Source organism: Methylobacillus sp. DLP286, assembly GCF_056636515.1.
The window spans coordinates 2,071,638-2,094,702 of record NZ_CM153145.1; the positions used below are offsets into that span (position 1 = coordinate 2,071,638).

Consider the following 23,065-nt stretch of genomic DNA (forward strand, 5'->3'; position numbering starts at 1 on the left):
TGCTCTTCGTGAGCGGCCAATTGAGTAATTGAAGCAGTCAAGTTCGGTTCATCGCAAGAAAAAATTTGCGCAGTACCATCTTCATCGTTTGGCCACGCCTATCATCTTCAGCTCTCCCGAATATCCTAGCTCTTAAACAACACCTAACTTTGGCAGTGTAAGATAGCTTGTTATATTTTCATTCAACAATCATTACCAAATTAGCTTCTGACCAATAAGCAAATAGATCGTAATCGGCTCTGTGTACAAGTCCGATATCGACTTGGTTGATAACTTCTAACCCAACATTCATGTGGGACACGCTAGAGCGTGTCTCTTAAATTCAAAACTTCACTATAAATAATTATCATGCGAACAAGACTACCCATCCCGGCAACATGGCAAGACTTTGAGGCGTTGTGTCATCAGCTTTGGAAGCAAGTTTGGTCTGATCCGAACGCACAGCTTAATGGCCGATCTGGCCAGGCTCAGGCAGGGGTAGATGTTTGGGGAAAACCCATTTACACCGCACACTTGGCGGGCGTTCAATGCAAAGACAAAAACGGCCTCCTGGGAAGCAAGCTAACCAAGGCAGAACTCCTAGATGAGTGCGCCAAGGCAAAGACTTTTGCTCCGAACCTTGATGTGTTCACCATGGCTACAACAGCGCCGAGAGATGCGCCACTTCAGGAGGTAGCGCGCTTACTTAACTACGGGGAGGCTTATCCTTTCCAGATCCATGTCTGGTCGTGGGACGACATTGAAGCTGAAGTAGCCTCTCGCCCTAGTTTGATTCAAGCGTTCTATCCTACAGCCCCCAGTCACGCCACTGATAGTTCAGTTCGCATAGCTGCTTCTGCACCGCGAGACCAGTTCTGGGCCTTCTTCAGTCGGCCCTCGATAGTCGAAGCGTTTGGTCCACTCATCCGAGACTCGTTGATACAAGTTGCGTACGAGCTTTGTGACAATGCATTTCTACATGGCAAAGCGAAGCAAGTACGCTTGCAATTCGACGGAACAAATTTTTCAATTGTAGACGATGGCGTTGCTTTCGATCCAACCTCCACGTTAGATGCAAGTAAGGCATCGGCAGCCGGACATCTAGGCTCATTGGCATTCCGTTCTTTTGTACACCGTTATGTCGGGAGAATAGGTGTCAGATACGAGAGAGTGCAGTCATCAGAAGGAATCGCACAAAACATAGTCACATTCAACATCGGAGATGAGGCTCGCTTAGAGTCTGTACCTGAAGTGATGGAAATCTCTATTGATTTCACCAACCTCTTTGGCCGCCAATCCGGAGGTAGACTTGCGGATTCGTTAACTATCCCTGCTGGTATTAAAGAACTTGTCATCAACCTAGGCAATATCCATTTCCTTAGCGGTACGTCGCAGTTTTTCATTGAACTACGACAACGACTACCAGAATCGGTTGAACTAACAGTCTATTATCCCCGCGGTCACTTACTGGGTGAGATCGCAGGCTATTTAGCAGAGCATCGAATCGACCTTCGCTCTAGATGATGGGTAAGCCTTTCATCGAGAAGTTACGCCTACGTATTTCATGCTCAATAGAGTTAGTCTTACCGACAAGTATTTATAAAGTTGTTTGGTTCATCACATAAAAAACGATAGTTTTTAAGCTTACAGTACCGATTAAGTACTTCCGTTTAAATTAATGCTGATTATAAAAAAATTGCTAATCCTAACGCAAAGATAATGCCGCCCCATTAGGCTAGTGACTAACTGCAATAAAATCACGCGAAAGTACCTTCAAGCGCCTGACTCAGCACTTTTGCTACCTGAGCCTGCCCTTGCTGCGTCCCCATAAGTTTAATTGGTGCAACCCCACCAAGAGTCGGCAGTGGATCACTAAGCCAATTTCTGAGCCATTTCCCAGAGTCAAACCCATTTGCGATGGCCTCTGGATTCGAGTCCTTAACCGCTTGGTAAACCATATTAATTAAATGGACGTCATCAATCATCACCCATGGTAGCAACCGAGCGATGTTCTGAGCATCAGCTAGTGCTCTGTGGTGAGTACCCTCCAACCTGAGACCCACTATCTCCAGAGCAGTGGTCATGCCAACCTGTTTAATATTGCGTGCTTTGGCAAACGAGCCTTTAAGATTGATGTGAGGCATATCTAACAACGGATTTTCGATGCCGTGCCGAGTACATTCACGCTGAATCTGTCGGCGGTCATAGGCGCCCCAGCTTCCCCAACATTCACCGGTGTAACGACGGGAAAACTCTGACAACTCAGCAGCCACCATTGGCCAGCATGGTGCCGCATCAATACTGTCTTGCTCAATATGAGTGAGTGATCGGCAAAAGGATGTCAGCTTGGGTCGCTCCAGTGGCTTCACGAAGCGCTGAAAGGTTTCGATGATTTCACCATTGGGCTTCGCCCATACCGCGCCCACCTCGATGATTTCCATCTGGTCCGGCGGAATTGTGCCTTGATCACAGCATGTAGCCTCAAGATCAATAACAAGAATCGGGGTAGTCAAAAGCAAGTTTTCCTATTTATCTCATGTGTATTAGATGGCAAGTAGTTACCTTTAGGACCTCTGTCTCTCAGCACTTTCCACCAACCACACTTCACGATTCACCCTGGCATCATCCAGTGCATGATGCCTCCTGAAACGCTGCGTTGCATACATCTGTTCCACACGCCTGGAATGCCTAGAAAGTGATGCTTCTTCTAATGGAAGACATGATCTAGGTATTTGGGATAGGACTTTGGGCCAAACATGCTCATGAAATAGCTCAACTACAAAATGCCAGTCATATGAAGGGGCATCTGACCATAGCTCGGCATGCTTTCCGGCTTGCGCAAGCCATTGTGTTAACAAGTCTCTACATTGCGTTGCACTCACTCGCGCATAGATAGCGGTTAAGTCCAGTACCTCAGGTAATTCAGGAGCATCGAGGAGAGGAAGCACACCCACATGTACAAAATCACTGCATTGCTCAAGTGTGTAAGTGTCCGTCAGCTCAGCATAGAAGGTGCGCATACCATCTTCAGTTATCAATCCAATACTGATGAGGGCTGGATCCTGAGCAATACCCAGCAGGTCAGTAAACTCAGTATCGAAAAACACCTTAGTTGATAGGAGTTGATCACCACTACTATGCTTAGTCACTTTGCTTACTCCACCTGAGCCATCCCATTTAGTAAAAGAAATGGGGGACGCCGAAGCGACTCCCCAGCCCGTCGCGATGAAGAATGGCGCAAACATTGATGAGCAACTGACTATCTGGCTCACCTGCCACAAAATCCTCAACCCAATACAAAGAACCAGATGCAGTAAAGACCATCCGGGTCTCTGGATCAAACTCTTCTATACGCGAAGTGTGCCAGGTGATGGTACGACCTCGCTCGTCCATAAAGCCCACAAGATATAAAGCCTCCTGCTGCAAGGCAGGAAAGATGCGTTTATAGATAAAGGCACTCCGCAACGCTCCCCTGTAAAAATCACCAGGTATTTGCTTTTGAATTTTTGCTAGATCCTGCTCAGTCGCATATTCAAGCTGCATTTCCTCACGATTACTCCTAACTATCCCATCCAGAGTTTTTGGAATGATGTTTTGCAGTATCTCTACCTTGTCATTAAGCATTTCGGATCTCCTTACAATCGGACCAATCAGATGAACGTGCACGCACAGGGCGAACGTGTGTCAGCTCCGGAGCCAGCGGCGCACTAACAACGCGGGTGTTGATATCAATGTCTTTGACTTGGATTTGAAATTGCTCTGGGCGAGCAATGGATGATTTGCTGATTACCATGACGACTCCTTATGGTCGCCATGACTGACGACCTAGTATTGAATAAAGGAATTGCGCACAGGAGGTATTCGTCGGCCGGTTGAGCCGATGCGTCTGAGGAACAAACTGAAATGTTTGCGGAGAATATGCATGGGAGAAATTATTACAAGAAATAAATATACATGTCAAATCAATTATTTACATAAAATTTATCTAATACTAGAAACACAATCTCACTCTCTGTTAACACCCCAAGTCCACTTTATAAAGATGGTGAGAAATGTGATTTATATTCTTGGGTGCAAAAAATACAAAATTTTACGTTCTTGAGGTATATCCCATTTATTTTCTTGCGGACCGCGTATTTCTAACCTACTGATTAAAATGCATCAGAGATTTACACTCTTGGGTATAAGCACATGTTGATTTACATCTAAAACCGCATATTTTTATAACTCTTTAATTTTCTGCAATACATTGGATGGATGAACGCTGAAACGTTTCATTCCAGCTTTCTTAAATCCAAAATGAATTATCAAAACTCGTGCGCTTTTAGTGCTGGCGATCATTGCAGTAGCCATATTCCGACTTTAGATCAGCCATGTTAACCATGTTGTACGGAAGCAACATTGAGAAGTTTTATGGCAAAAAAATAGATAACTCAACACTCGATAGCGTCAGACCTAAGCCAGGCAGCTTGGGATAGCAGGGCAGCAGTCTCGCAAGTATCCTTTAGCCAGAAAAGTATTCTGGCAGCTCAAGGTCACTCAGCAGCCCCAAGCCCCTTTTGGTTCCCAATTCGTATCTTCTTCGGCCCACCATAGAAAGTCTGTCCGAATATCGGACAGGTTATTCAGCCACTTCCATTGACCCTGTCCTGTAATTCTTTATCCTCACGTTACCAAAGAGAAACTTCATAACTTGCCTATATGCACGGAACGGGACCGGACGGCATGCATCTGGCAAGGGGCAGGCTGATGAAGCCGAGCGGCATGAAGCGAGGATATCAATATGGGTAGCAGCCACCACCTGGACAGTTTGTACGGCGAACAGCATCTGGCGCTGCAAGAAGACTTCGAGACCCTGAAGCTGGCCGCCGCAGTGCACAGCAACATCGTCAGCCAGAAAATCGAGGAAATGCATAAACCATTCATAGAGAGCAGGGACATGTTCTTCCTGAGCACGGTGGACCACCGCGGCTACCCGACCTGCTCCTATAAAGGCGGCGACCGCGGCTTCATCAAGGTGCTGGACGAGAAGACGCTGGCTTTCCCCAGCTATGACGGCAACGGCATGTTCCTCTCCACGGGCAACATCAAGCGCAACCGCCAGGTAGGCATGCTGCTGATCGACTTCGAAGTTCCGCACCGCATCCGCATCCATGGCAAAGCCCGCATAGACCGCGACGACCCGCTCCTGGCCGAATATGCCGGCAGCGAGCTGGTGGTGCGGGTGGAGATCACCGAGCTCTTCGTCAATTGCTCGCGCTATATCCACCGCTTCAAGCGCGTGGCGGACTCCGACTACATACCGCGCCACGGCGCCGAAACCAGGCTGCCCGAATGGAAGCGCATCGACAACCTGCAGGAATCGTTACCCCAGCGCGACAAGCATATCGCCGAGGCATTGGGCGGCACTATTACGCCGGATGAGTACGAGGTATTGGTCAGGACAGGCAAGGCCTAATTTTCACCGGGCATTGCGATCATGTTCAATTACCTCTGCAAAGGCATGTGTACTGTCCTTCATCGGCGGCTTCGTGGAAGTCGTCAGATTTTCCGTTCTGTCTGGTTGAATGAATAACACGAACATGAAGTCCCTCCTTAGAACCCGCATCATAAGCCAGGAAACCGCCGTATTGCTGGCGGCGCTCCTGCTGGCGCTTTTGTTCGCCGTGACCCTGGACGCCTTCGCCACCTGGGGCAACATGATGACCCTGCTACGCAGCGTGTCGGTGCTCGGCATACTGGCGCTCGGCATGATCCCGGTCGTCATCGTGCGCGGCATAGACCTCTCGCAGGTAGGCATCAGCATGGTGTCGTCGGCCATCGTGGTGAAGTGCATTGTCCTGGGATTGCCCTTGCCGCTATGCCTGCTGGTCGGGCTGGCATTGGCCCTGGCGATGGGCGCGATCAACAGCCTGCTGGTGGACCGCCTGCAGATTCCCGTGCTGTTCGTCACCTTGACCACCGTCTTCATCTTCGTCGGCCTGGCGAGGATTACCGTGCTGCCCTCGATGATCATCAACCTGCCTCCGGGAAAGCTGGAATTGACCGTGCTCTCGATGAACTGGCACGGCGTGCCGGTGCCCATGCTGGTGTTTGCCGCCTGCGCCCTCTTCATGCATGTGTTCCTGGCGCACACCACGCCCGGCCGCTTCCTCTATGCTTATGGAGACAATGCCGAGACTGCCAGGCTCTACGGCATGCCCATCCGCTCCATCCTGTTCATGGCCTATATGAGTTCGGCGCTGCTGGCCTTCGTGGCGGGCGTGCTCATGGTGTCGGGCACGGCCATCGTCGACCTCAAGACCGTAAGCTCCACGCTGATCTTCGACGTGATCCTGGTGGTGATCATCGGGGGCGCCAGCTTCTCGGGCGCGCGCGGCAGCGTGGCGAGCGTGCTGGCCGGATTGCTGCTCATGGGGGTGCTGCTCAACGCCATGACCATCATGGACATCAACAGCCAGTTGCAGAACATGATCAAGGGCGCGGTGCTGCTTGCCGTGCTCATCGTAGACAAATGCCTGAACCCGCTGGACGAGGAATCCGCCCGGCAAAGTATTTGACCAGTTTGACAAAGAGGAGATGATTCATGAAGACCAAAAAAAACAACCCATTACGCAAGCTTCTGCTCGGCGGCATGATGCTTTCGCTGACGGCGGGAACAGTGGCTTACGCCACGCCGCGCGACCAGATGCGGCTCGATTTCGACAAGGCCGTGAAGGGCAAGACCGTGGCATGGGTGCCGATCACCCTCGGCAACCCGATAGGCGACATGTGGACCGCCGCCATGCGGCAGAACTTCGAGAAGTACGGCGTCAAGTTCCTCGTGCGCGACCCCAATTTCAGCACCAGCGCCCAGTTGCAGGCGGTCACCAACCTCATCAACCAGAAGCCGGACGTGCTGATCGTCCAGAACGCCAATGTCACGCTGCTGACCAAGGAATTGAAGCGCGCCATGGACAACGGCATTTACGTGGTGCAGGTCAACCTGCTTTCCAACCAGCCGACCGATGCCTATGTGGGCGTGGATTACGTCGATGTCGGGCGCCAGATCGCCAGGGACATCGTCAAGGAATGCGGCGGCGGCAAGTCCTCCGGCAAGGTCGCCTTCGTGCAGGGCGAGGCCACGGCCACGGACAGCATAGACCAGCTCAAGGGCCTCATGGAAGTGTTCAAGCAGGACAAGAGCATCAAGCTGGTCTCCACCCAGTCGGCCAAATGGGACAGCAACCTGGCCAACCAGATCACGGCCACCACCTTGCAGCAGCATCCCGACCTGTGCGCCACTTACGGTTCCTGGGGCATCATGCAGCAAGGCGCCGCCCAGGCCGTGAAGACCGCGGGCCTGCAAGGCAAGGTCAAGGTGTACGCTTCCAGCGACGGCCCGCGTTCGGATTGCGACCTGGTCGAGCAGAAGCTCTTCCACAAGATCCTGTCTTTCCGCGCCGACGTTCAGGGAGAGCAGGTGTCGAACGCCGTGATCAGCCTGCTGCAAAGCGGCAACAAGCCCGGCAGCAAGCACATGACCATCCTTTCCAATAATTACTGGGTCACCGGCAAGCAGGAGCGCAACTATTGCTACGACCTGCCGAAATAAGCCCGTTGTACGGAAGGGCCGTGACCGGTCGTGCAAGGACGGAGCATGCGTAAGCCGGGCTGGATGAAACATGCCGACCCTGGCGCCTGGGCGCTGGCGGTTGCAGTGCTGGCCTTGTTCGGCGTGTTTGCCGCCTTGCTGCCGCACTACGCGAGCGCGATGAACGTCGAGCAATTGCTGCGGGATTACGCCGAACCCGCGCTGATTGTCGCGGGCATGGCCATCGTCATCATCGCAGGTGGGATAGATCTCTCAGTGGGCGCGGTGTTCGCGGTCGCCAACTTCACGGCGATTTTCCTGCTCAAGCTGCACGGCGTGCCGCTGGAAGCCGCGATTCCCCTGACACTGGCTGTCGGTCTCCTGATCGGCCTGACCAACGGCGTGCTCATCGGCTATGTCAGGACGCCGCCCTTCCTGACCACCCTGGCCATGCTGCTGATCTTGCGCGCGGGTTACGAGTGGGTGTCGGATGCCTACGCCATGGACCTGGTGGATGCCTATCACGAGAGCGAGGCCTGGGACTTTCTCGGCAGCGGCGCGCTTGCGGGCATCCCGGTCAACATGCTGGTGCTGGCGGCGTGCGGCCTGCTGGCGCACCTGCTGCTGACACGAAGCCGGTGGGGCACCTACCTTGCCGCAGTGGGGGCCAGCAACAAGGCCGCGCGCCATGCGGGCATCCGCGTCAACCGGGTCGTCCTGCTGTCGTATGCCTGCAGCGGCCTGTTGGCGGCATTGGCGGGCATCCTGTATGCCGCGCGCCAGAACAGTACGGGCACCGACACCGGCATCGGCATGGAGCTCATGGCCATCACCGCCTGCGTACTTGGCGGCATCAGTCTTTCCGGCGGCAAGGGCTCCATCATGCGCGCCCTGCTCGGCACTGCCTTCATCTTCCTGCTCATCAACGGCCTGATCCGCTTCAATATCAGCGGCAGCTTGTCCGCCACGCTGACCGGCATCGTGCTACTGGGCGCGATTGCTGTCATGGGAAGGGCCAGGCAGGAAAAAGTGCCGGCCGCGCTGCCCGGCGCCGGCGTGCCCAAGCCGCTGGACGTGCCCTTGGATGCTGCATCCGGCCATGCAGCTGCCGGGGTGCCGGGTAACCGCGCCTGCGTGGTGAGCCTGCACGATATCGGCAAGCAATATGGCGGGCAGCATGCCTTGCGGCATGTCGGCCTGGAGCTTTACCCGGGCGAGATCATGGCGCTGCTGGGGGAGAACGGCGCGGGCAAGTCCACATTGTGCAAGATCCTGGCCGGGGCGGTCATGCCGAGCAGCGGACAATTATCGGTCCGGCACTCGCCCATGACGTTCCGCACCCCTGCCGACAGTATCCAGGCGGGAATCGCGATGATCTACCAGGAGAGCAGCCTGATCGAGCATATGACGGTCGCGCAAAACATCATGCTTGGCCAGGAGCCCTGGCTTTACCCTACGCATGACGCCATGGAGCAGGTACGCAGCCTGTTGCGGGAATTCCGGTTGGAGCTCGACCCGGCTACAGAAGTCGCCGACCTCAGCATTGCTCAGAAAAAGCTTGTGGAAACCATGCGGGCCATCCGCCTCCAGGCCAAGGTGATGATATTCGACGAGCCCACGGCCAGCCTCAGCCAGGCCGAGTCGGATTATTTTTATTCCTTGCTGCGCCATCTGCGGCTGCAGGGAGTCGCCATCGTATTGATCACGCATGCCCTGGAAGAAGTGCTGGCGGTCGCCGACCAGGTGACCATCCTGCGCGACGGGCGTTGCGTTCTGCAGCGACAGCCGGTTGGCGGACTCGATCGCGCCGCCCTGATCCGGCACATGGTGGGGCGGGAGCTTGAGGATAGCTACGCCGGGCCGGCGGCGCATGCCAAGCTCAATGCCGCTGCAGGCGCCGGGCTGGCGCTGCGCAACCTCAGCCTGCCCGGCCTGGGCGAGGATATCTCGCTGGACTTCCCTCCCCACGGCATCACCGGCATGGCAGGCCTGGTCGGGGCAGGTCGGACCGAAATCGCCAGGGCCGCGACGGGCACCTCGCGCGACCAGGCCAAGGTAAAGGGCCAGGTCTTGCTGCGAGGCAGGGAAGTCAGTCTGCGCAACCCCCGACAGGCTATCGAGAACGGCCTGGTCTACGTCACCGAGAACCGCCATGAGGACGGCCTGTTCGCGACCATGGATGTGGCCGACAACCTCTACCTGGCATTGCTCTCAACGCGCAAGGGCTGGCGGTTCTGGCATTCCCGCCGCGTGGCGCGCGAGCTGGCCGCGGCATGGACGGCCAAGCTCGGCATCAGCGGCCTGCATGCCGAGCAGGCGGTTGCGACCTATTCCGGCGGCAACCAGCAGAAAATCCTCATCGCGCGGGCGCTCATCCTCTCGCCGCAGGCGGCCTTCTTCGACGAACCCACCCACGGCGTGGACATAGGCGCCATCGCGAAGATACATGAGGCGATACGGGAACTGGCCGCGCAAGGAAAGATCGTCATCCTGATTTCCTCCTACCTGCCTGAGCTCCTCAAGCTGTCGGACCGCATCCTGGTGCTGCGCAAGGGCAAGGTCGAAGGCGAACTGAAACAGGCGAGCCAGGACGACATCCTGAACCTGGCGGCGCACTAAATCAGGCTTCGCCTTTCTTCACCTTGTCCGCGTACTCCTCCTGGCTGATGAGGCCGCCCAACGACTCCGCTATCCCTTGGGCGCGTTCGGGCAGTGCGGACTGCAGGTCGTCGATGCGCTTCCACTGGGGTTCCGGCGTCGGCTCTTCGGCGCTGGGCACGTACTTCGAGCGCTCGATGCGCTGGTAACGGTGGATATAGCGCGGGCAATTGGTGAAGATATCCGTGACGTGGACGCGCACGACCACCTCCGCGCCCGCATAGGCGCTTAGCAAGGGATCGTCGAAATCCACCGAGGCGGTGCCGTGGATGCGGATGCGGTTGGGGGTCTCGAAATCAATCAGCAGCATGCCGATCTTGTCGTTGGCGAGCATGTTGCCTATCGAGAGGAACATGCCGTTGCCGTCGTAACTGGGAAAGGCCAGCGTCTTCTCGTCCAGCACCCGGATGAAACCGGTGTCGCCGCCCTTGTAGGAACAAGTAGGGTAGCCTCGGTGGTCCAGCGTGGTCAGGAAGAACATATCCCTGCTTTCGATGAACTCTCGATGGGATGCCGTAATGCTCGACGCGACGATGTTCTTGCGTACTGCATCGGCAAGCTGGGTGGTTTCGAACCGTTCTTGTATATGCCGATGCTGTTTACTATAGAAATCACTCATCTGCACTCTTTCGTTATGTATATCTCAGCCAAGGCTCGTGCCTGGCTCGATCGCGGCTTTCAATGCGGCCTGTTGCTGAAAAGTGTTAACATAAACAGACGCCAAGTCAAATCGGAGCTAGAGGCCCCAAGCCGCATTACAACGCGCCAGCGATAATGAAACAAGAGTCCCAATTCCTTTTCAGCAGTATCGACGAATCGTCAGCCAAAGGCAGCCTCAGCCGCGCCGTCATCCTGCTCAAGGTGATTGCGCAGGGGTCCAGCAAAGGCAGCTCCCTGAGCCAGTTGGTCGCAAGGACTGGCTTGCCCCGTCCCACCATCCACCGCACCATGGATATGCTGATGGAAATTGGCTGGGCGTACCGCGATCCAGCCACGCAGCTATATAACCTGGGCCCAAGCCTGGCTGCGCTCGGCTACACAGCCATCAGCCGCCACGCCATCGAACGCATCGCTTCTATATACCTCAACGACTTGGCGCTTACCCTCAAGCAGGTCGTCTACCTGGGCGTCCGTACCGGGCTGGATCATACATGCATCGGCCGCTACGAAAGCGAACTGACCATCAAGGAAGGAAAAGGGCGGGCCGGCCTGCGCTATCCGCTCGGGCTGACGCCAAGCTGCATGGCGATCTTGGCCCGCCTCCCGCTGCATGAGATCGAGTCGGTGATCAATCTCAACCTGCCGCGTTACTACCGTATCGAAGGTTTCGATGAACGCGGTTTCCGCAACGCGGTGAAAAAAGCGATCAAGGACGGTTACAGCACCTACGACGGCATCGTGCTTGACCGCTCCATGAGCGGCCTGGGAGTGGCGATCTGCGACCAAACCGGCTACCCGATTGCGGGCATAGGCACTACATTCCCCACCGGGAAACTGGACAAGAACCAATTGAACGCTTGCCTTGCCAAGATGCAGGAATCCGCCCAGCTTATTTCAGGCGTATTGCAGAAATTCCACATGATAGAGTCTTAGCGCCTATTCAATATCTGTTCATGAACACTGCCGACAAGCCGCCATCAATACGCTATCGCCAGCCGATTGAGAGACGCGCTCAGATTTTCTCGAACTCGATCGCCAACCAATTATCTTGATGTCTTGCGCCTGTTTAAAGGATGCTCCCCTCCTGCCGGACTGCCCGGCCCGCATCAAGGCTGGACTTCTTCCTTGTGGTTAACGATCCAGTACAGCAAGGGCAGGACCAGCAACGTCAGGATCGTCGAGAACAATATCCCGCCAATGACGACGGTCGCCAATGGGCGTTGCACCTCCGCGCCGATGCCGGTCGCTATCGCCATGGGGATGAAGCCCAATGAGGCGACCAATGCCGTCATCAGCACAGGCCGCAAGCGCGTGACGACTCCGTCCTCGATGGCATTGAGCAGGGGGGCTCCGGCCTCCCGGAGGCCCCGGATGAAACTGATCAGGACCAGTCCGTTGAGAACGGCAACCCCGCTGAGGGCGATGAACCCCACGCCTGCCGATACCGATAAGGGGATCCCGCGCAACCAGAGCGCCAGGATGCCGCCCGTGAGGGCAAACGGAATGCCGGTGAACACAATCAGGCCGTCGCGCATATTGCCGAACATGGCGTACAAGAGCGCCATCACCAGCAGCAAGGCCACAGGAATCACGACGGCAAGGCGATGGGTGGCGGATTGCAGCTGTTCGAAGGTGCCGCCCCACACCAGCCAGTAAGCGGGCGGCACTTCCACATCCTGTTCTATCTGCCGCTGCGCCTGCTGCACGAACGAGCCGATATCCCGGTCTCTCACGTTGGCAGTGACCACGACCCTGCGCTTGCCGTTCTCGCGGCTGAATTGGTTGGGACCGGGCGCGATGTCGATGTCGGCAAGCTCGCTGAGCGGCAGGTAGCTCCTCGCCGCAAGATCGGGCAATCGTATCGGCAGGCGCTTGATGGCCTCGATATCGACGCGGATATGCTCCGGCAGCCTGACCATGAGGCCGAAGCGCCTGTCGCCCTGGAACACATACCCGGCGGATTGCCCATTGAGGGCGGTCGCCATGGTTTGCTGCACGTCGCCCACATTGACGCCCAGCCTGGCGATTTTTTCGCGGTCGATCTGGATCGTCAGAATAGGCAAGCCGCTGGTTTGCTCGACCTTGACATCCTCCGCGCCGGGAATCCTGCGCAGCACGTTCGCGATCTGGCTGGCAGTGTTCTGCATTACGCCCATCTCGTCGCCGAAGACCTTGACGGCGACATCGCTGCGCACGCCGGAGATCAGCTCATTGAACCGCATTTGAATCGGCTGGGTGATTTCATAGTTGCTGCCGGGCACCAGCTCGACCGCATGCTGGATACGCGCAATCAAGGCTGCCTTGCTGAGCCGCGGGTCGGGCCATGCGCTTTTTGGCTTCAACATCACATAGGTATCCGCCGCGCTCGGCGGCATGGGGTCGCTGGCAATCTCCGCCGTGCCGACCTTGGAAAATACCCGCTCCACCTCCTTGAACTGCATGATGGTATGCTCGATTTCGCGCTGCATCGCCATGGACTGGCTCAAGCTGGTGCCAGGCATGCGGACGGATTGCACCAGGATATCGCCCTCGTTCAGATTGGGCATGAACTCGCTGCCCATCCTGCTGGCCATCAGGCCGCCCAGAGCGATAACCAGGGCAGCCGCCGTCAGGACGATAGCCCGGTTGGCTAGCGTCCAACGCAACATGCCCGGGTATCTCTGCTTCATGCCGTGTAAAACACGGCTTTCTTTTTCTTGCACGGAGCCGGTGATGAAGAGCGCGACCGCAGCCGGAATGAAGGTGACCGACAATACCATCGCGGCCAGCAATGCCGTCACCACGGTGAACGCCATGGGATGGAACATCTTGCCCTCCGTCCCGGTCAGCGCGAATATCGGCAGGTAGACGATCATGATGATCAACTGACCATAGACCAGGGGGCGGCGGGCCTCTTTTGCTGCCGTAAATACCTCCGTGAAGCGCTCTTCCCGCGTAAGCGGACGGCCCAGCCTGGATTGCGCATGCGCCATATGCCGGATGCAGTTTTCGACGATGACGACCGCGCCGTCGATGATGATGCCGAAATCCAGCGCGCCCAGGCTCATCAGGTTGGCGCTGACCTTGCTGCCCAGCATGCCGGTAAAGGTCAGCAGCATGGACAAGGGGATGACCAGCATCGTGACGACGGCTGCGCGGATATTGCCGAGGAACACGAACAGCACGGCCACGACCAGCAATGCGCCTTCGACCAGGTTCTTCCTGACGGTATCGATCGCCTTGTCGATGAGGGCAGTCCGGTCGTAGACAGTTTTCGTGACGATGCCTTTGGGCAGCGTCTTGTTGATCTCCGCCAGGCGCTTATCCACCGCTGCCGATACCTCGCGGCTGTTTTCCCCGATCAGCATGAACACGGTGCCGATGACCACTTCCTCGCCGTTTTCGCTGGCGGCACCGCTACGCAATTCCTGCCCGAAGCCCACATCGGCGATGTCGCGGATGCGGACAGGCACCCCCTGGCGGGTTGAGACGACGATATTGCCTATCTCGTCCAGGCTGCGGACCTGCCCGGGTATGCGGATCAGGTACTGCTCGCCGGATTTCTCGATATAGCCCGCGCCTACGTTGGCATTGTTTCTCTGTAGCGCCGAAACGACGTCGGACATCGACAGCCCATGCGCCACCAGGTGGTCAGGCAACGGGGAAACCTGGTATTGCTTGGCAAAACCGCCTATCGTGTTGATCTCGTTCACGCCGGCGACATTGCGCAACTGGGGCTTGACCACCCAGTCCTGTATTTCCCTCAAGTCCATCGGACTATATGGCGTTCCGTCCGCCTTGAGCGCGCCCGGCTCCGCCTCTACCGTCCACATGTAAATCTCGCCGAGGCCGGTCGAAGTCGGCCCCATGGAAGGGGTGATGCCGGGCGGCAGGGATTCCCTGGCATGCTGGATGCGCTCGTTGACCAATTGGCGCGCGAAATAAATATCGACATGCTCCTTGAACACCACGGTCACCTGCGACAGACCGTAGCGGGAGATGGAGCGTGTCTCCTCAAGCCCGGGGATGCCAGCCATGGCGGTTTCAATCGGGTACGTGATGCGCTGTTCCGTTTCCAGCGGGGAATAGCCTGGGGCGGCCGTATTGACCTGCACCTGGACATTGGTGATGTCGGGGACGGCATCAATCGGGAGCTTCAGGTAGCTATAGCCGCCCATGACGGCCGCCGCCACGGTCAGCAGCATAACGAACCAGCGCTGAGAAACGGCAAATCGAATCAATCTATCAAACATGCTATCGACGCTCCTACTGTCCTAGTGGTCATGCTCGGCACCGGCTTTGCCGATTTCAGCCTTGACGAGATAGCTATTGCCGGCAGCATAGCGTTCGCCCTGGCGCAGGCCGTCAAGCACCTCCGCATAACGCCCGTCCCTGCGCCCCAGGCTAACCCTGCGTACGTCGAAGGAATCCTCATGGCGCGTAAATACCACCGTTTCGCCCGCCATCGATTGCAATGCCTCGACCGACACGGCCAATGGCACCTCCACCTCCTTCATGCTGAGCTCGACATTGATAGGCAAGCCGGGCACCCATAGCCCGTCCGGGTTCGGCAGCACCACCCGCGCGATGGTGGCCCGCGTATCCGCGCCAACCAGGGAACCGATATATGACACCACCCCTGGGGCATGGCCATCAAACGTAGCCGACTTGATGGTGACCTGCTGCCCGGCCTTGATCGAATTGATGTCCTTGGCATACACGGTAAGCTCGGCCCACACGCTGGAAAGATCGGAAATCATGTAGATCATTTCCGTGCCGTTGAGCACCTGGCCGGTGGTAATGGATTTTTCTGTCACGATGCCCGCTATCGGCGCGCGGATTTCATAGCGGGTCAGGTCCCTGCCTTGCAGGCCGGTATTGATCGCGCGCAGTTTCTGCTCGGCCTGGGCCAGGACGATTTCCGCCTCTTCCAATGCCTGCTTGGCAATTAAATAGTTCCGTTCCGCCGAGACATGGGCCTCCCATAGCCGCTGCTCGCGCTCATAAGTGGCCTTGGCAAGCGCCAAGCGCTTTTGCGCTGCGAGAAGCTCGCCCCGCTGATCGGCAAGCGCCTGGCTGGACAGGACGGCGAGCACTTGGCCTTTCCGCACGTGGTCCCCGGCATTGACCGCGACGGACTCGACAATCCCCGGCAGGCGCGAAGTCACATTCACGCTCCTGTCCGCATTCAGCTTGATCTGGCCGATGAGGTTCAGGCTGGTCTTGATGATGGCGGGTTTCGCTTCCAGTATCTCGATGCCGCTCAGCGACAATTGCCTGTCGGTCATGGAAACATGGTCATCGTGCTCGGCGTGGTCGTGGCCATGCTCGATTTCCGCAGCCTTCTGTGCCGCCGTGACTTCGTCCTCGTCGCGGGGGTAGGGTTGGCCGAAATGCAGGATGACCAGCGCCAATAACGCGGCGATCAATACAATATTGGTGAATAACGAGATTTTTTTTAAGGACATGATCGCTCCTGATGTCCATTGGCAATGCTGGATATTGGCTGGCCAGACATCTTCCGAGTAGTGGAGGAAAAGAGCGCAGGTTCCGAATGTCTGAGCAGGGCAGGCGCAGGAACCTCAGCCAGCACTTCAAGCAGCAGCAGGGTTTGAGGCAAGCCAGGGTTTTGTCCAGCCTCCATTGGGCTTGCCTGACCATGCCAAAGACTGAGCAAGGTAAAACAAATAACGACATAAGTTGTTCGCATTGAACTCTCCGATAAACATGAAGAATCCAGCGAAAAGATCGCATGATTTATTGCATGGGGAAGTTTTCGCTGGACTTAAAGCTGCTGACAAAACCCAGCGAAGCGATTCTGGCTAGGCGCTCTGCTACAGACAGTACAACTAAGTACGGCAAGGCAGGGCAACAACGCCAGAAGGGTGGTGTCAGCAACTCTTAGGTTGCGAAGAACCAATTGGGGCGTTCGGGCAGGTCGGGGGAACGGGTTCGGGATATCAAGAAGGATTCGGGAGCAAGCGGCAGCGTCAAATCCGGGCTGACCAATCCATAGTTCAGCATCAAGGATTTAACAGTGCCGACATGGCAAAAGCCGCATTCGTTATCTGCAACAGAATTGGCATTGCTCTGGTCCATGGAAATTGCCGCGGCCTGGATGGAGCCTTGCGCCGAGCCTGAAGCAGAAAGCTTGGCGGAAACCAACGGGTAAAGATCATGCTCGCAATACTGGGCCACTGCCGCACCAGAGGATTCCAGCAGGAAGACGAACACGAGCATTTTGATAAAGATTCTTATCATGGCGTTAGTGTACATGAAATGCCGGGATTTGCATCGAACGGGAAAGTCTTGTCCAACAGGCATTACTTGCCCCTCCGATCGAGCCCATCAATCTGATATGCAATTCATCACGGATTCTGAATCTGTTACTTTCTCGCCATTTTTCAGATAATGCCGGCTGATACCCAAATCGAAAGCGCCAGATCATGCCCATCCTGGATATTCAAGCCATCAACAAGCGTGACCAATTGATCACCCTCGACACCGGCACTGTGTTGAGTATCTCCGTCGAACAGATTTACAGGGTGAATTTCTACATGAATGGCCTGATCGTCGGCCACCTGTGGTTTGAATCGCTGTCATCCCAGAACAACCTTGAAATCAACCCGGTTTACAAAGTGCGTGAAGAATCGTTCGGGCATCCCGCCCTGACCGGCGATGCCAGCGAGTTACGCGAGGCCGGTATCGCGCTATACCGTGCGTACACCAACGGCAAGATATTGAGGGACAAGGAAAACCAGGTCGTGCATTAACCGTTCCCGCCTGACTGTTTGCCTCGACGCTTCGGCACGGATACTCCTTGCGCAGTCCATACGCCTTGAGCGGATAATGTTGCGGTTGTAGAAAAAAGGTGTAATCCCTGCTTCCGGAAGCCAGCATGGCTTCGCCGCTGCATGAGGCCCGTTTATGAATGCAGCAGCGCTTTGTTGTGCCGGTTGGACAATGGCAAAGGGTTGCGCTTGAAATTGCGCATGGTCTACTGTCTATCTCTTGCTTGTGCCAGCTCGACGAAGGCCTTGACGTAATCGATGTGCGTATCGGCCTCGCGGATGCCTAAGAAAATCTGCTTGGCGATGCCGTCCCTGCCCAGGCGCACCGGCGTCACGTCGAACTTGGCCTGGTATTCATTGACCAGCCAGCGCGGCAACGCCGCCACCCCGCGTCCGCTCGCGACCATCTGCAGCATGATGTCGGTGGTCTCTATCGGCTTGTGGCGCTTGGGGCTGATGCCCGCCGGCAGCATGAACTGGGTATAGATATCCAGCCTGTCGATCTCCACCGGGTAGGTGATCAAGGTTTCCTCCGCCAGCTGCTCCGGCAGCACAAAACCGGCCTTGCGCAGCCCGTGCCGCGGCCCCACCACCAATACCTGCTCGTAATCGAACACGGGCTGGAAGTGCAGGCCGGGCTTGTAGAGCGGATCGGGCGTCACCAGCATGTCGATCTCGTAGCCGAACAATGCGCCGATGCCGCCGAATTGGAATTTCTGCTTCACGTCCACGTCGACATCCGGCCACGCCTCCAGGTATGGCGACACCACCTTGAGCAGCCATTGGTAGCAGGGATGGCACTCCATGCCGATGCGCAAGGTGCCGCGCTCGCCCTGGGCGAACTGGCGCAGGCGTTCCTCCGCCAGGCTCAGTTGCGGCAGCACGCGGTTGGCCACGGCCAGCAGGTACTGCCCGGCCTGCGTCAGGCGCAGGCTGCGCCCCTCGCGCAACCATATCTCGGTGCCGAGCTGCTGCTCCAGCTTTTTCATGCTGTGGCTCAATGCGGATTGCGTCAGGAACAGCACGTTGGCCGCCGCGGTCAGCGAGCCCTGCCGCTCTACTTCTTGAATGATGGTGAGATGTATCCTGTCCAGCATGATATATGAATAAAATTCATCAATTCGTGAAATAAAACCATTTTACCTCATGGTTTCATCACTCTAACATGCCGTGATCTCAAATTCAAAAGCTGGAGACCCGACATGACCACCATCCACAACCTTGGCTTCCCGCGCATCGGCGCCAGGCGCGAATTGAAGTTCGCGCTGGAATCGTACTGGAAGGGCGAATCCCCGCGCAACGAGCTGAAAGCGCTGGGCGCCACGCTGCGCAAGCGCCACTGGGACCTCCAGTCCGGCCTGGATTTTGCGCCTGTCGGCGACTTCGCCTTCTACGACCAGGTGCTGGACATGAGCTTCACGCTGGGCAACCTGCCCGAGCGCGTCAAGGATTTCCATGGCGACCAGCTGGACAACTACTTCCGCGTCGCGCGCGGCCGCTCGGCGAAATCCGCAGAGGAACATGCATCGTGCTGCGGCGGGGTGGCCGCGGGCGAGATGACCAAGTGGTTCGACACCAACTACCATTACATCGTGCCGGAATTCAACGCCGATAGCGAATTCAAGCTGGACGCCTCCCGCCTGCTGGAACAACTGGCCGAGGCCAGGGCGCAAGGCGTCAAGGCCAAGCCGGTCATCATCGGCCCGGTCACCTACCTGGCGATCGGCAAGGCCAAGGACGACTCCGGCAAGCTCAATCTGTTGAGCCGCCTATTGCCCGTATATGCGGAATTGCTGGAAACGCTGGCGGCAGAAGGGGTGGAATGGGTGCAGATCGACGAGCCCATCCTCGTCACCGAGCTTGACGACGCCTGGCAGGACGCTTTCGAGACCGCCTACAGCTATTTCAAGAGCGTCCAGGTCAAGCTGCTGCTGGCGACCTATTTCGGCCAACTGCTGGAAAACCGCGAACTGGTGGCAAGCCTGCCGGTCGCCGGCGTGCATGTCGACGCGATCAACGGCCGTGACGATGTCGCCCCGCTCCTGAAACTGCTTTCCGCGGAAAAGGTATTGTCCCTGGGCGTGATCAACGGCCGCAACATCTGGAAGACCGACCTCAATGCCGTGCTGGACTGGATCGAGCCATTGGCGCAGCAACTGGGCGGCCGCCTGTGGATTGCGCCGTCGTGCTCGCTGCTGCACGTGCCGGTAGACCTCGACAGCGAACAGCGCCTGGATGCGGAAGTGAAATCCTGGCTGGCGTTTGCGGTGCAGAAACTGGATGAGCTCAAGCTGCTGGCGGCAGCCCTGCGCAACGGCCGAGCCTCGGTGAAAGCGGCGCTAGACGCCAACCAGGCCGCAATCGACGCGCGGCGCCACTCGAAGCGGGTGAACAACCCTGCCGTCAAGGCCGCCCTCGGCGAGCTCGATGCCAGGCTCGGCCAGCGCAAGAGCCCTTATGCCCAGCGTGCGGCCAGGCAGGCCGCATCTCTCAAGCTGCCTTTGTACCCGACCACCACCATCGGCTCCTTCCCGCAAACCGCCGACATCCGCCATGCACGTAGCGAATTCAAGGCCGGACGCCTGGACGAGGCCGGCTACAAAGCGGCGATGCAGAAAGAGATCGAGCGCAGCGTGCGCGAGCAGGAGAAGCTTGGCCTGGACGTGCTGGTGCACGGCGAAGCCGAGCGCAACGACATGGTGGAATATTTCGGCGAGCAACTGGAAGGCTATGCGTTCAGCCAGTTCGGCTGGGTGCAGTCCTACGGCTCCCGCTGCGTCAAGCCGCCCATCCTGTTCGGCGACATCAGCCGCCCACAGCCGATGACCGTGGAGTGGATCAAGTATGCGCAATCGCTGACCAGCAAGCCGATGAAGGGCATGCTCACCGGCCCGGTGACCATCCTCAACTGGTCCTTCGTGCGTGACGACCAGCCGCGTTCCGTCAGTTGCTACCAGCTGGCCCTGGCCATCCGCGCGGAAGTGCTGGACCTGGAAAAAGCCGGCGTGCACGTGATCCAGATCGACGAGGCCGCATTGCGCGAGGGCCTGCCATTGCGCAAATCGCAGTGGAAGGAATACCTCGGCTGGGCCGTGGAATCGTTCCGCATCACGGCCAACGGCGTGGAGGACGACACCCAGATCCACACCCATATGTGCTATTCCGAGTTCAACGACATCATTGCCTCGATCGCGGACATGGATGCCGACGTCATCACCATCGAGACTTCGCGCTCGGACATGGAGCTGCTGGATGCGTTCGACGACTTCAAGTATCCGAACGAGATCGGGCCCGGCGTCTACGACATCCACTCGCCCAACATCCCGACGCAGGAGCATATCGTGCAACTGATGAAGAAGGCGGCCGAGCGCATTCCCGCCGAGCGCCTGTGGGTGAACCCCGACTGCGGCCTGAAGACGCGCCAGTGGACCGAGGTCATCCCCGCGCTCGCCAATATGGTGGCGGCGGCGAAAACCTTGCGCGCCTGAAGGCCGTAGCCTCTTAGCGCCTGCTCACGAGACAGCAGAAGAACGCAACTAAAACTGGACCGGGTTCATTTCACGAACCCCGGTCCAGTTTTTCACATCGTCAATCAATGTGCCTGCAAGCGGCGGTTGAAGCTGATGCTGTAGGCCACAGGGCGGGCATGCAGGATAGGGTCGTCGCTGGCCTCGATGCCGTCCACCAGGTTGAGCGGGCTGAACATCACGGTTTTCTCGAATGCCGCGCCATCGGTGCGGAAACGGTCGATCGTCAACGTGCCCAGCTCCACGACCCGGCGGCTGTCCGGCCAAACCGCCGTGGCATCGTTCACCTCGTCGCCGGGATCGGCCAGCTGCACAGAGATGCGGTAGCTGTACGCCGCCTGTTGCAGGCGGCGGGGCAGTTCGTGCATCAGGTAGTCCGCATCCACTGCCTTGGCAGCGTCGGCACTCAGGAATTTGGCGCCGCCGACCGGCTCGATGCGGTAGCGCCCGTAGCGCGTTTCGCCCTGGGCGTTGGTGAACTTGAACGCGTTCACGCCGAAGAAAGGCTGCGTGGCGAAGCTTTCCGGCACTGGCTTGGGCATCGTCACGAACCTGAGCGCAGCGGGATGCTGGCCGAGAAAGGCCTCGATCGGCTTGGGCTGCGCCTGGCTATCGCGCGAAGCCGCGACGGCCTGCAGCAAGCCCAGGAACTCTTCCGGGGTGGCCGCAGGGAAGCCGTTCACCGAGATGCATACCAGGTCCGCGCTGGCCTCGTCCGCCAGCTGGAAGCGGATGGCGATTCCCTTGGGAAAGGCGCTGCCGTCGTTATCCGCGCTATTGGGCACGCCGGTGGCGTTGGAGTAACGCACCACGACCGGGTGCGGCGCGGTGAATATCTCGGCCTTGGTCACCTCTGCAGCACTGGACGCAGGGGTGAAATGGCCTTCCACGACGATGCCTTTGGCATGGTTGGAGCGAAACCCGGGATGCGGCCCCCCGGCAAGCTCGGTCAGGGTGTCCACCAATTGTTCCGTCACTGGCTTGGCGGGCGTCTCGGCAAATACGGTCGGCAGCATATTGCAAAGCAGCGTTATGAACAGCATGGATAGTACGGCAGGTTGCATGATAAAAGCTCCTGATTACGTAAAAAAGCTGGGCTGCAGATTGGTTGGGCCAATTCGATTAGCCTAATATCAATCAAGCGCTTATGCAAACTGTCCAGCATGAGCCGGTGGCAGCCGCTACGGCCCTGATCCCCGGCGCCGTGTCCGGCAACCGGGAAACCGTTCCGTTTCTGCCTATTTGGATGTCAAGGTATCGTAGGCGGTAATCAGGTTGCGGTAATCGGGAATGTGGTTGGAAAACAGGGCGCCCAGGCCTGCGATGTCGCGGCGCCAGTCGCGGTGCAGCTCGCAGGCCGCGCCGAACCACGTCGTCAATTGCGCGCCGGCCGCCGCCATCCGCTCCCAGGCGGCATCGCGCGTCATGGCGTTGAAGGTGCCGGATGCGTCGGTGATCACGAAGACTTCATAGCCTTCTTCCAGTGCCGACAGGGCAGGGAATGCCACGCACACTTCCGTCACCACGCCCGCGATGATCAACTGCTTCCTTCCCGTCGCCTTGACCGCCTTGACGAAATCCTCGTTATCCCAGGCGTTGATCTGCCCCGGGCGCGCAATATACGGCGCGTCCGGGAACAGCTGCTTCAACTCCGGCACCAGCGGGCCGTTGGGCCCGGTCTCGAAACTGGTGGTGAGGATGGTGGGCAAATTGAAATACTTCGCCGCATCAGCCAGCGCCAGCACATTGTTCTTGAACTTGTCTGGCTCGATGTCCCGCACCAGGGACAATAATCCGGCCTGGTGGTCCACTAGCAACACGGCGGCATTATCGCGGTCCAGGCGTACATAGGGCTTGGTCATGGTTTTCTCCTTTTCATGAATGATGTTGATGTTTCA

General features: G+C 57.4%; 19 protein-coding genes. 8 read left to right on the plus strand and 11 right to left on the minus strand.

Annotated features, from left to right (window positions below):
• Positions 1–348 precede the first annotated feature (348 nt).
• Positions 349–1,503 carry a hypothetical protein gene (locus ACWXTG_RS09885; protein WP_480219772.1) on the plus strand — a complete coding sequence of 385 codons (1,155 nt, stop codon included), beginning with the start codon at positions 349–351 and terminating at the stop codon, positions 1,501–1,503.
• A gap of 233 nt (positions 1,504–1,736) precedes the next feature.
• On the opposite strand, the gene ACWXTG_RS09890 is transcribed toward ACWXTG_RS09885, so the two are convergent.
• From ACWXTG_RS09890 to ACWXTG_RS09905, 4 genes are read right to left on the minus strand one after another with little or no spacing between them, the layout of a single operon-like run.
• Positions 1,737–2,492 (minus strand): exonuclease domain-containing protein, encoded by a 756-nt coding sequence (locus tag ACWXTG_RS09890; protein WP_480219773.1) that lies wholly within the window; start codon positions 2,490–2,492, stop codon positions 1,737–1,739.
• Positions 2,493–2,543: 51 nt separating this feature from the next.
• A complete protein-coding gene (locus tag ACWXTG_RS09895; protein ID WP_480219774.1) occupies positions 2,544–3,128 on the minus strand; it encodes a hypothetical protein in 585 nt (194 codons plus the stop codon).
• A 28-nt stretch (positions 3,129–3,156) separates the two neighbouring features.
• Positions 3,157–3,603, minus strand: a complete 447-nt coding sequence (locus ACWXTG_RS09900; protein ID WP_480219775.1) for a hypothetical protein — start codon at positions 3,601–3,603, stop codon at positions 3,157–3,159.
• Positions 3,596–3,772 (minus strand): hypothetical protein, encoded by a 177-nt coding sequence (locus tag ACWXTG_RS09905; RefSeq protein ID WP_480219776.1) that lies wholly within the window; start codon positions 3,770–3,772, stop codon positions 3,596–3,598. Before ACWXTG_RS09905 ends, ACWXTG_RS09900 begins: the two co-directional genes overlap by 8 nt.
• Before the next feature lie 1,008 nt (positions 3,773–4,780).
• Between ACWXTG_RS09905 and ACWXTG_RS09910 the strand changes: the two genes are divergently transcribed.
• From ACWXTG_RS09910 to ACWXTG_RS09925, 4 genes are all read left to right on the plus strand, one after another.
• Positions 4,781–5,437, plus strand: a complete 657-nt coding sequence (locus ACWXTG_RS09910) for a pyridoxamine 5'-phosphate oxidase family protein (protein ID WP_480221226.1) — start codon at positions 4,781–4,783, stop codon at positions 5,435–5,437.
• Between the two features lie 124 nt (positions 5,438–5,561).
• Positions 5,562–6,539 carry an ABC transporter permease gene (locus ACWXTG_RS09915; RefSeq protein ID WP_480219777.1) on the plus strand — a complete coding sequence of 326 codons (978 nt, stop codon included), beginning with the start codon at positions 5,562–5,564 and terminating at the stop codon, positions 6,537–6,539.
• Between the two features lie 26 nt (positions 6,540–6,565).
• Positions 6,566–7,573 (plus strand): sugar ABC transporter substrate-binding protein, encoded by a 1,008-nt coding sequence (locus tag ACWXTG_RS09920; protein ID WP_480219778.1) that lies wholly within the window; start codon positions 6,566–6,568, stop codon positions 7,571–7,573.
• Between the two features lie 45 nt (positions 7,574–7,618).
• Positions 7,619–10,171 (plus strand): ATP-binding cassette domain-containing protein, encoded by a 2,553-nt coding sequence (locus ACWXTG_RS09925; RefSeq protein ID WP_480219779.1) that lies wholly within the window; start codon positions 7,619–7,621, stop codon positions 10,169–10,171.
• A gap of 1 nt (position 10,172) precedes the next feature.
• Here ACWXTG_RS09925 and ACWXTG_RS09930 read toward each other — a convergent pair whose 3' ends face one another.
• Positions 10,173–10,829 carry a pyridoxamine 5'-phosphate oxidase family protein gene (locus ACWXTG_RS09930; RefSeq protein WP_480219780.1) on the minus strand — a complete coding sequence of 219 codons (657 nt, stop codon included), beginning with the start codon at positions 10,827–10,829 and terminating at the stop codon, positions 10,173–10,175.
• A 155-nt stretch (positions 10,830–10,984) separates the two neighbouring features.
• On the opposite strand from ACWXTG_RS09930, the gene ACWXTG_RS09935 reads away from it, so the two are divergent.
• Positions 10,985–11,803: an IclR family transcriptional regulator gene (locus ACWXTG_RS09935; protein WP_309565821.1), complete on the plus strand. Its 819-nt coding sequence runs from the start codon at positions 10,985–10,987 to the stop codon at positions 11,801–11,803.
• Positions 11,804–11,976: 173 nt separating this feature from the next.
• On the opposite strand, the gene ACWXTG_RS09940 is transcribed toward ACWXTG_RS09935, so the two are convergent.
• From ACWXTG_RS09940 to ACWXTG_RS09950, 3 genes are all read right to left on the minus strand, one after another.
• Positions 11,977–15,102 (minus strand): efflux RND transporter permease subunit, encoded by a 3,126-nt coding sequence (locus ACWXTG_RS09940; RefSeq protein WP_480219781.1) that lies wholly within the window; start codon positions 15,100–15,102, stop codon positions 11,977–11,979.
• A gap of 21 nt (positions 15,103–15,123) precedes the next feature.
• On the minus strand, positions 15,124–16,317 hold the full coding sequence (locus ACWXTG_RS09945; RefSeq protein WP_480219782.1) for an efflux RND transporter periplasmic adaptor subunit: 1,194 nt from the start codon (positions 16,315–16,317) through the stop codon (positions 15,124–15,126).
• A 433-nt stretch (positions 16,318–16,750) separates the two neighbouring features.
• Positions 16,751–17,089, minus strand: coding sequence for a hypothetical protein (locus ACWXTG_RS09950; RefSeq protein WP_407996208.1), 339 nt, complete (start codon positions 17,087–17,089; stop codon positions 16,751–16,753).
• A 206-nt stretch (positions 17,090–17,295) separates the two neighbouring features.
• Between ACWXTG_RS09950 and ACWXTG_RS09955 the strand changes: the two genes are divergently transcribed.
• Positions 17,296–17,622, plus strand: coding sequence for a hypothetical protein (locus ACWXTG_RS09955; protein ID WP_309565825.1), 327 nt, complete (start codon positions 17,296–17,298; stop codon positions 17,620–17,622).
• 224 nt (positions 17,623–17,846) lie between these two features.
• Here the strand turns inward: ACWXTG_RS09955 and ACWXTG_RS09960 are convergent, their stop codons facing one another.
• On the minus strand, positions 17,847–18,737 hold the full coding sequence (locus ACWXTG_RS09960; protein WP_480219783.1) for a LysR substrate-binding domain-containing protein: 891 nt from the start codon (positions 18,735–18,737) through the stop codon (positions 17,847–17,849).
• A gap of 105 nt (positions 18,738–18,842) precedes the next feature.
• On the opposite strand from ACWXTG_RS09960, the gene metE reads away from it, so the two are divergent.
• Complete coding sequence (gene metE, locus ACWXTG_RS09965) at positions 18,843–21,128, plus strand: 5-methyltetrahydropteroyltriglutamate--homocysteine S-methyltransferase (protein ID WP_480219784.1); 2,286 nt, start codon at positions 18,843–18,845, stop codon at positions 21,126–21,128.
• A gap of 104 nt (positions 21,129–21,232) precedes the next feature.
• On the opposite strand, the gene ACWXTG_RS09970 is transcribed toward metE, so the two are convergent.
• Together ACWXTG_RS09970 and ycaC are read right to left on the minus strand one after the other, a co-directional pair.
• Positions 21,233–22,231 (minus strand): catalase family peroxidase, encoded by a 999-nt coding sequence (locus ACWXTG_RS09970; protein ID WP_480219785.1) that lies wholly within the window; start codon positions 22,229–22,231, stop codon positions 21,233–21,235.
• Between the two features lie 174 nt (positions 22,232–22,405).
• Positions 22,406–23,029: an isochorismate family cysteine hydrolase YcaC gene (gene ycaC / locus ACWXTG_RS09975; protein ID WP_480219786.1), complete on the minus strand. Its 624-nt coding sequence runs from the start codon at positions 23,027–23,029 to the stop codon at positions 22,406–22,408.
• Between the last annotated feature and the right edge of the window lie 36 nt (positions 23,030–23,065).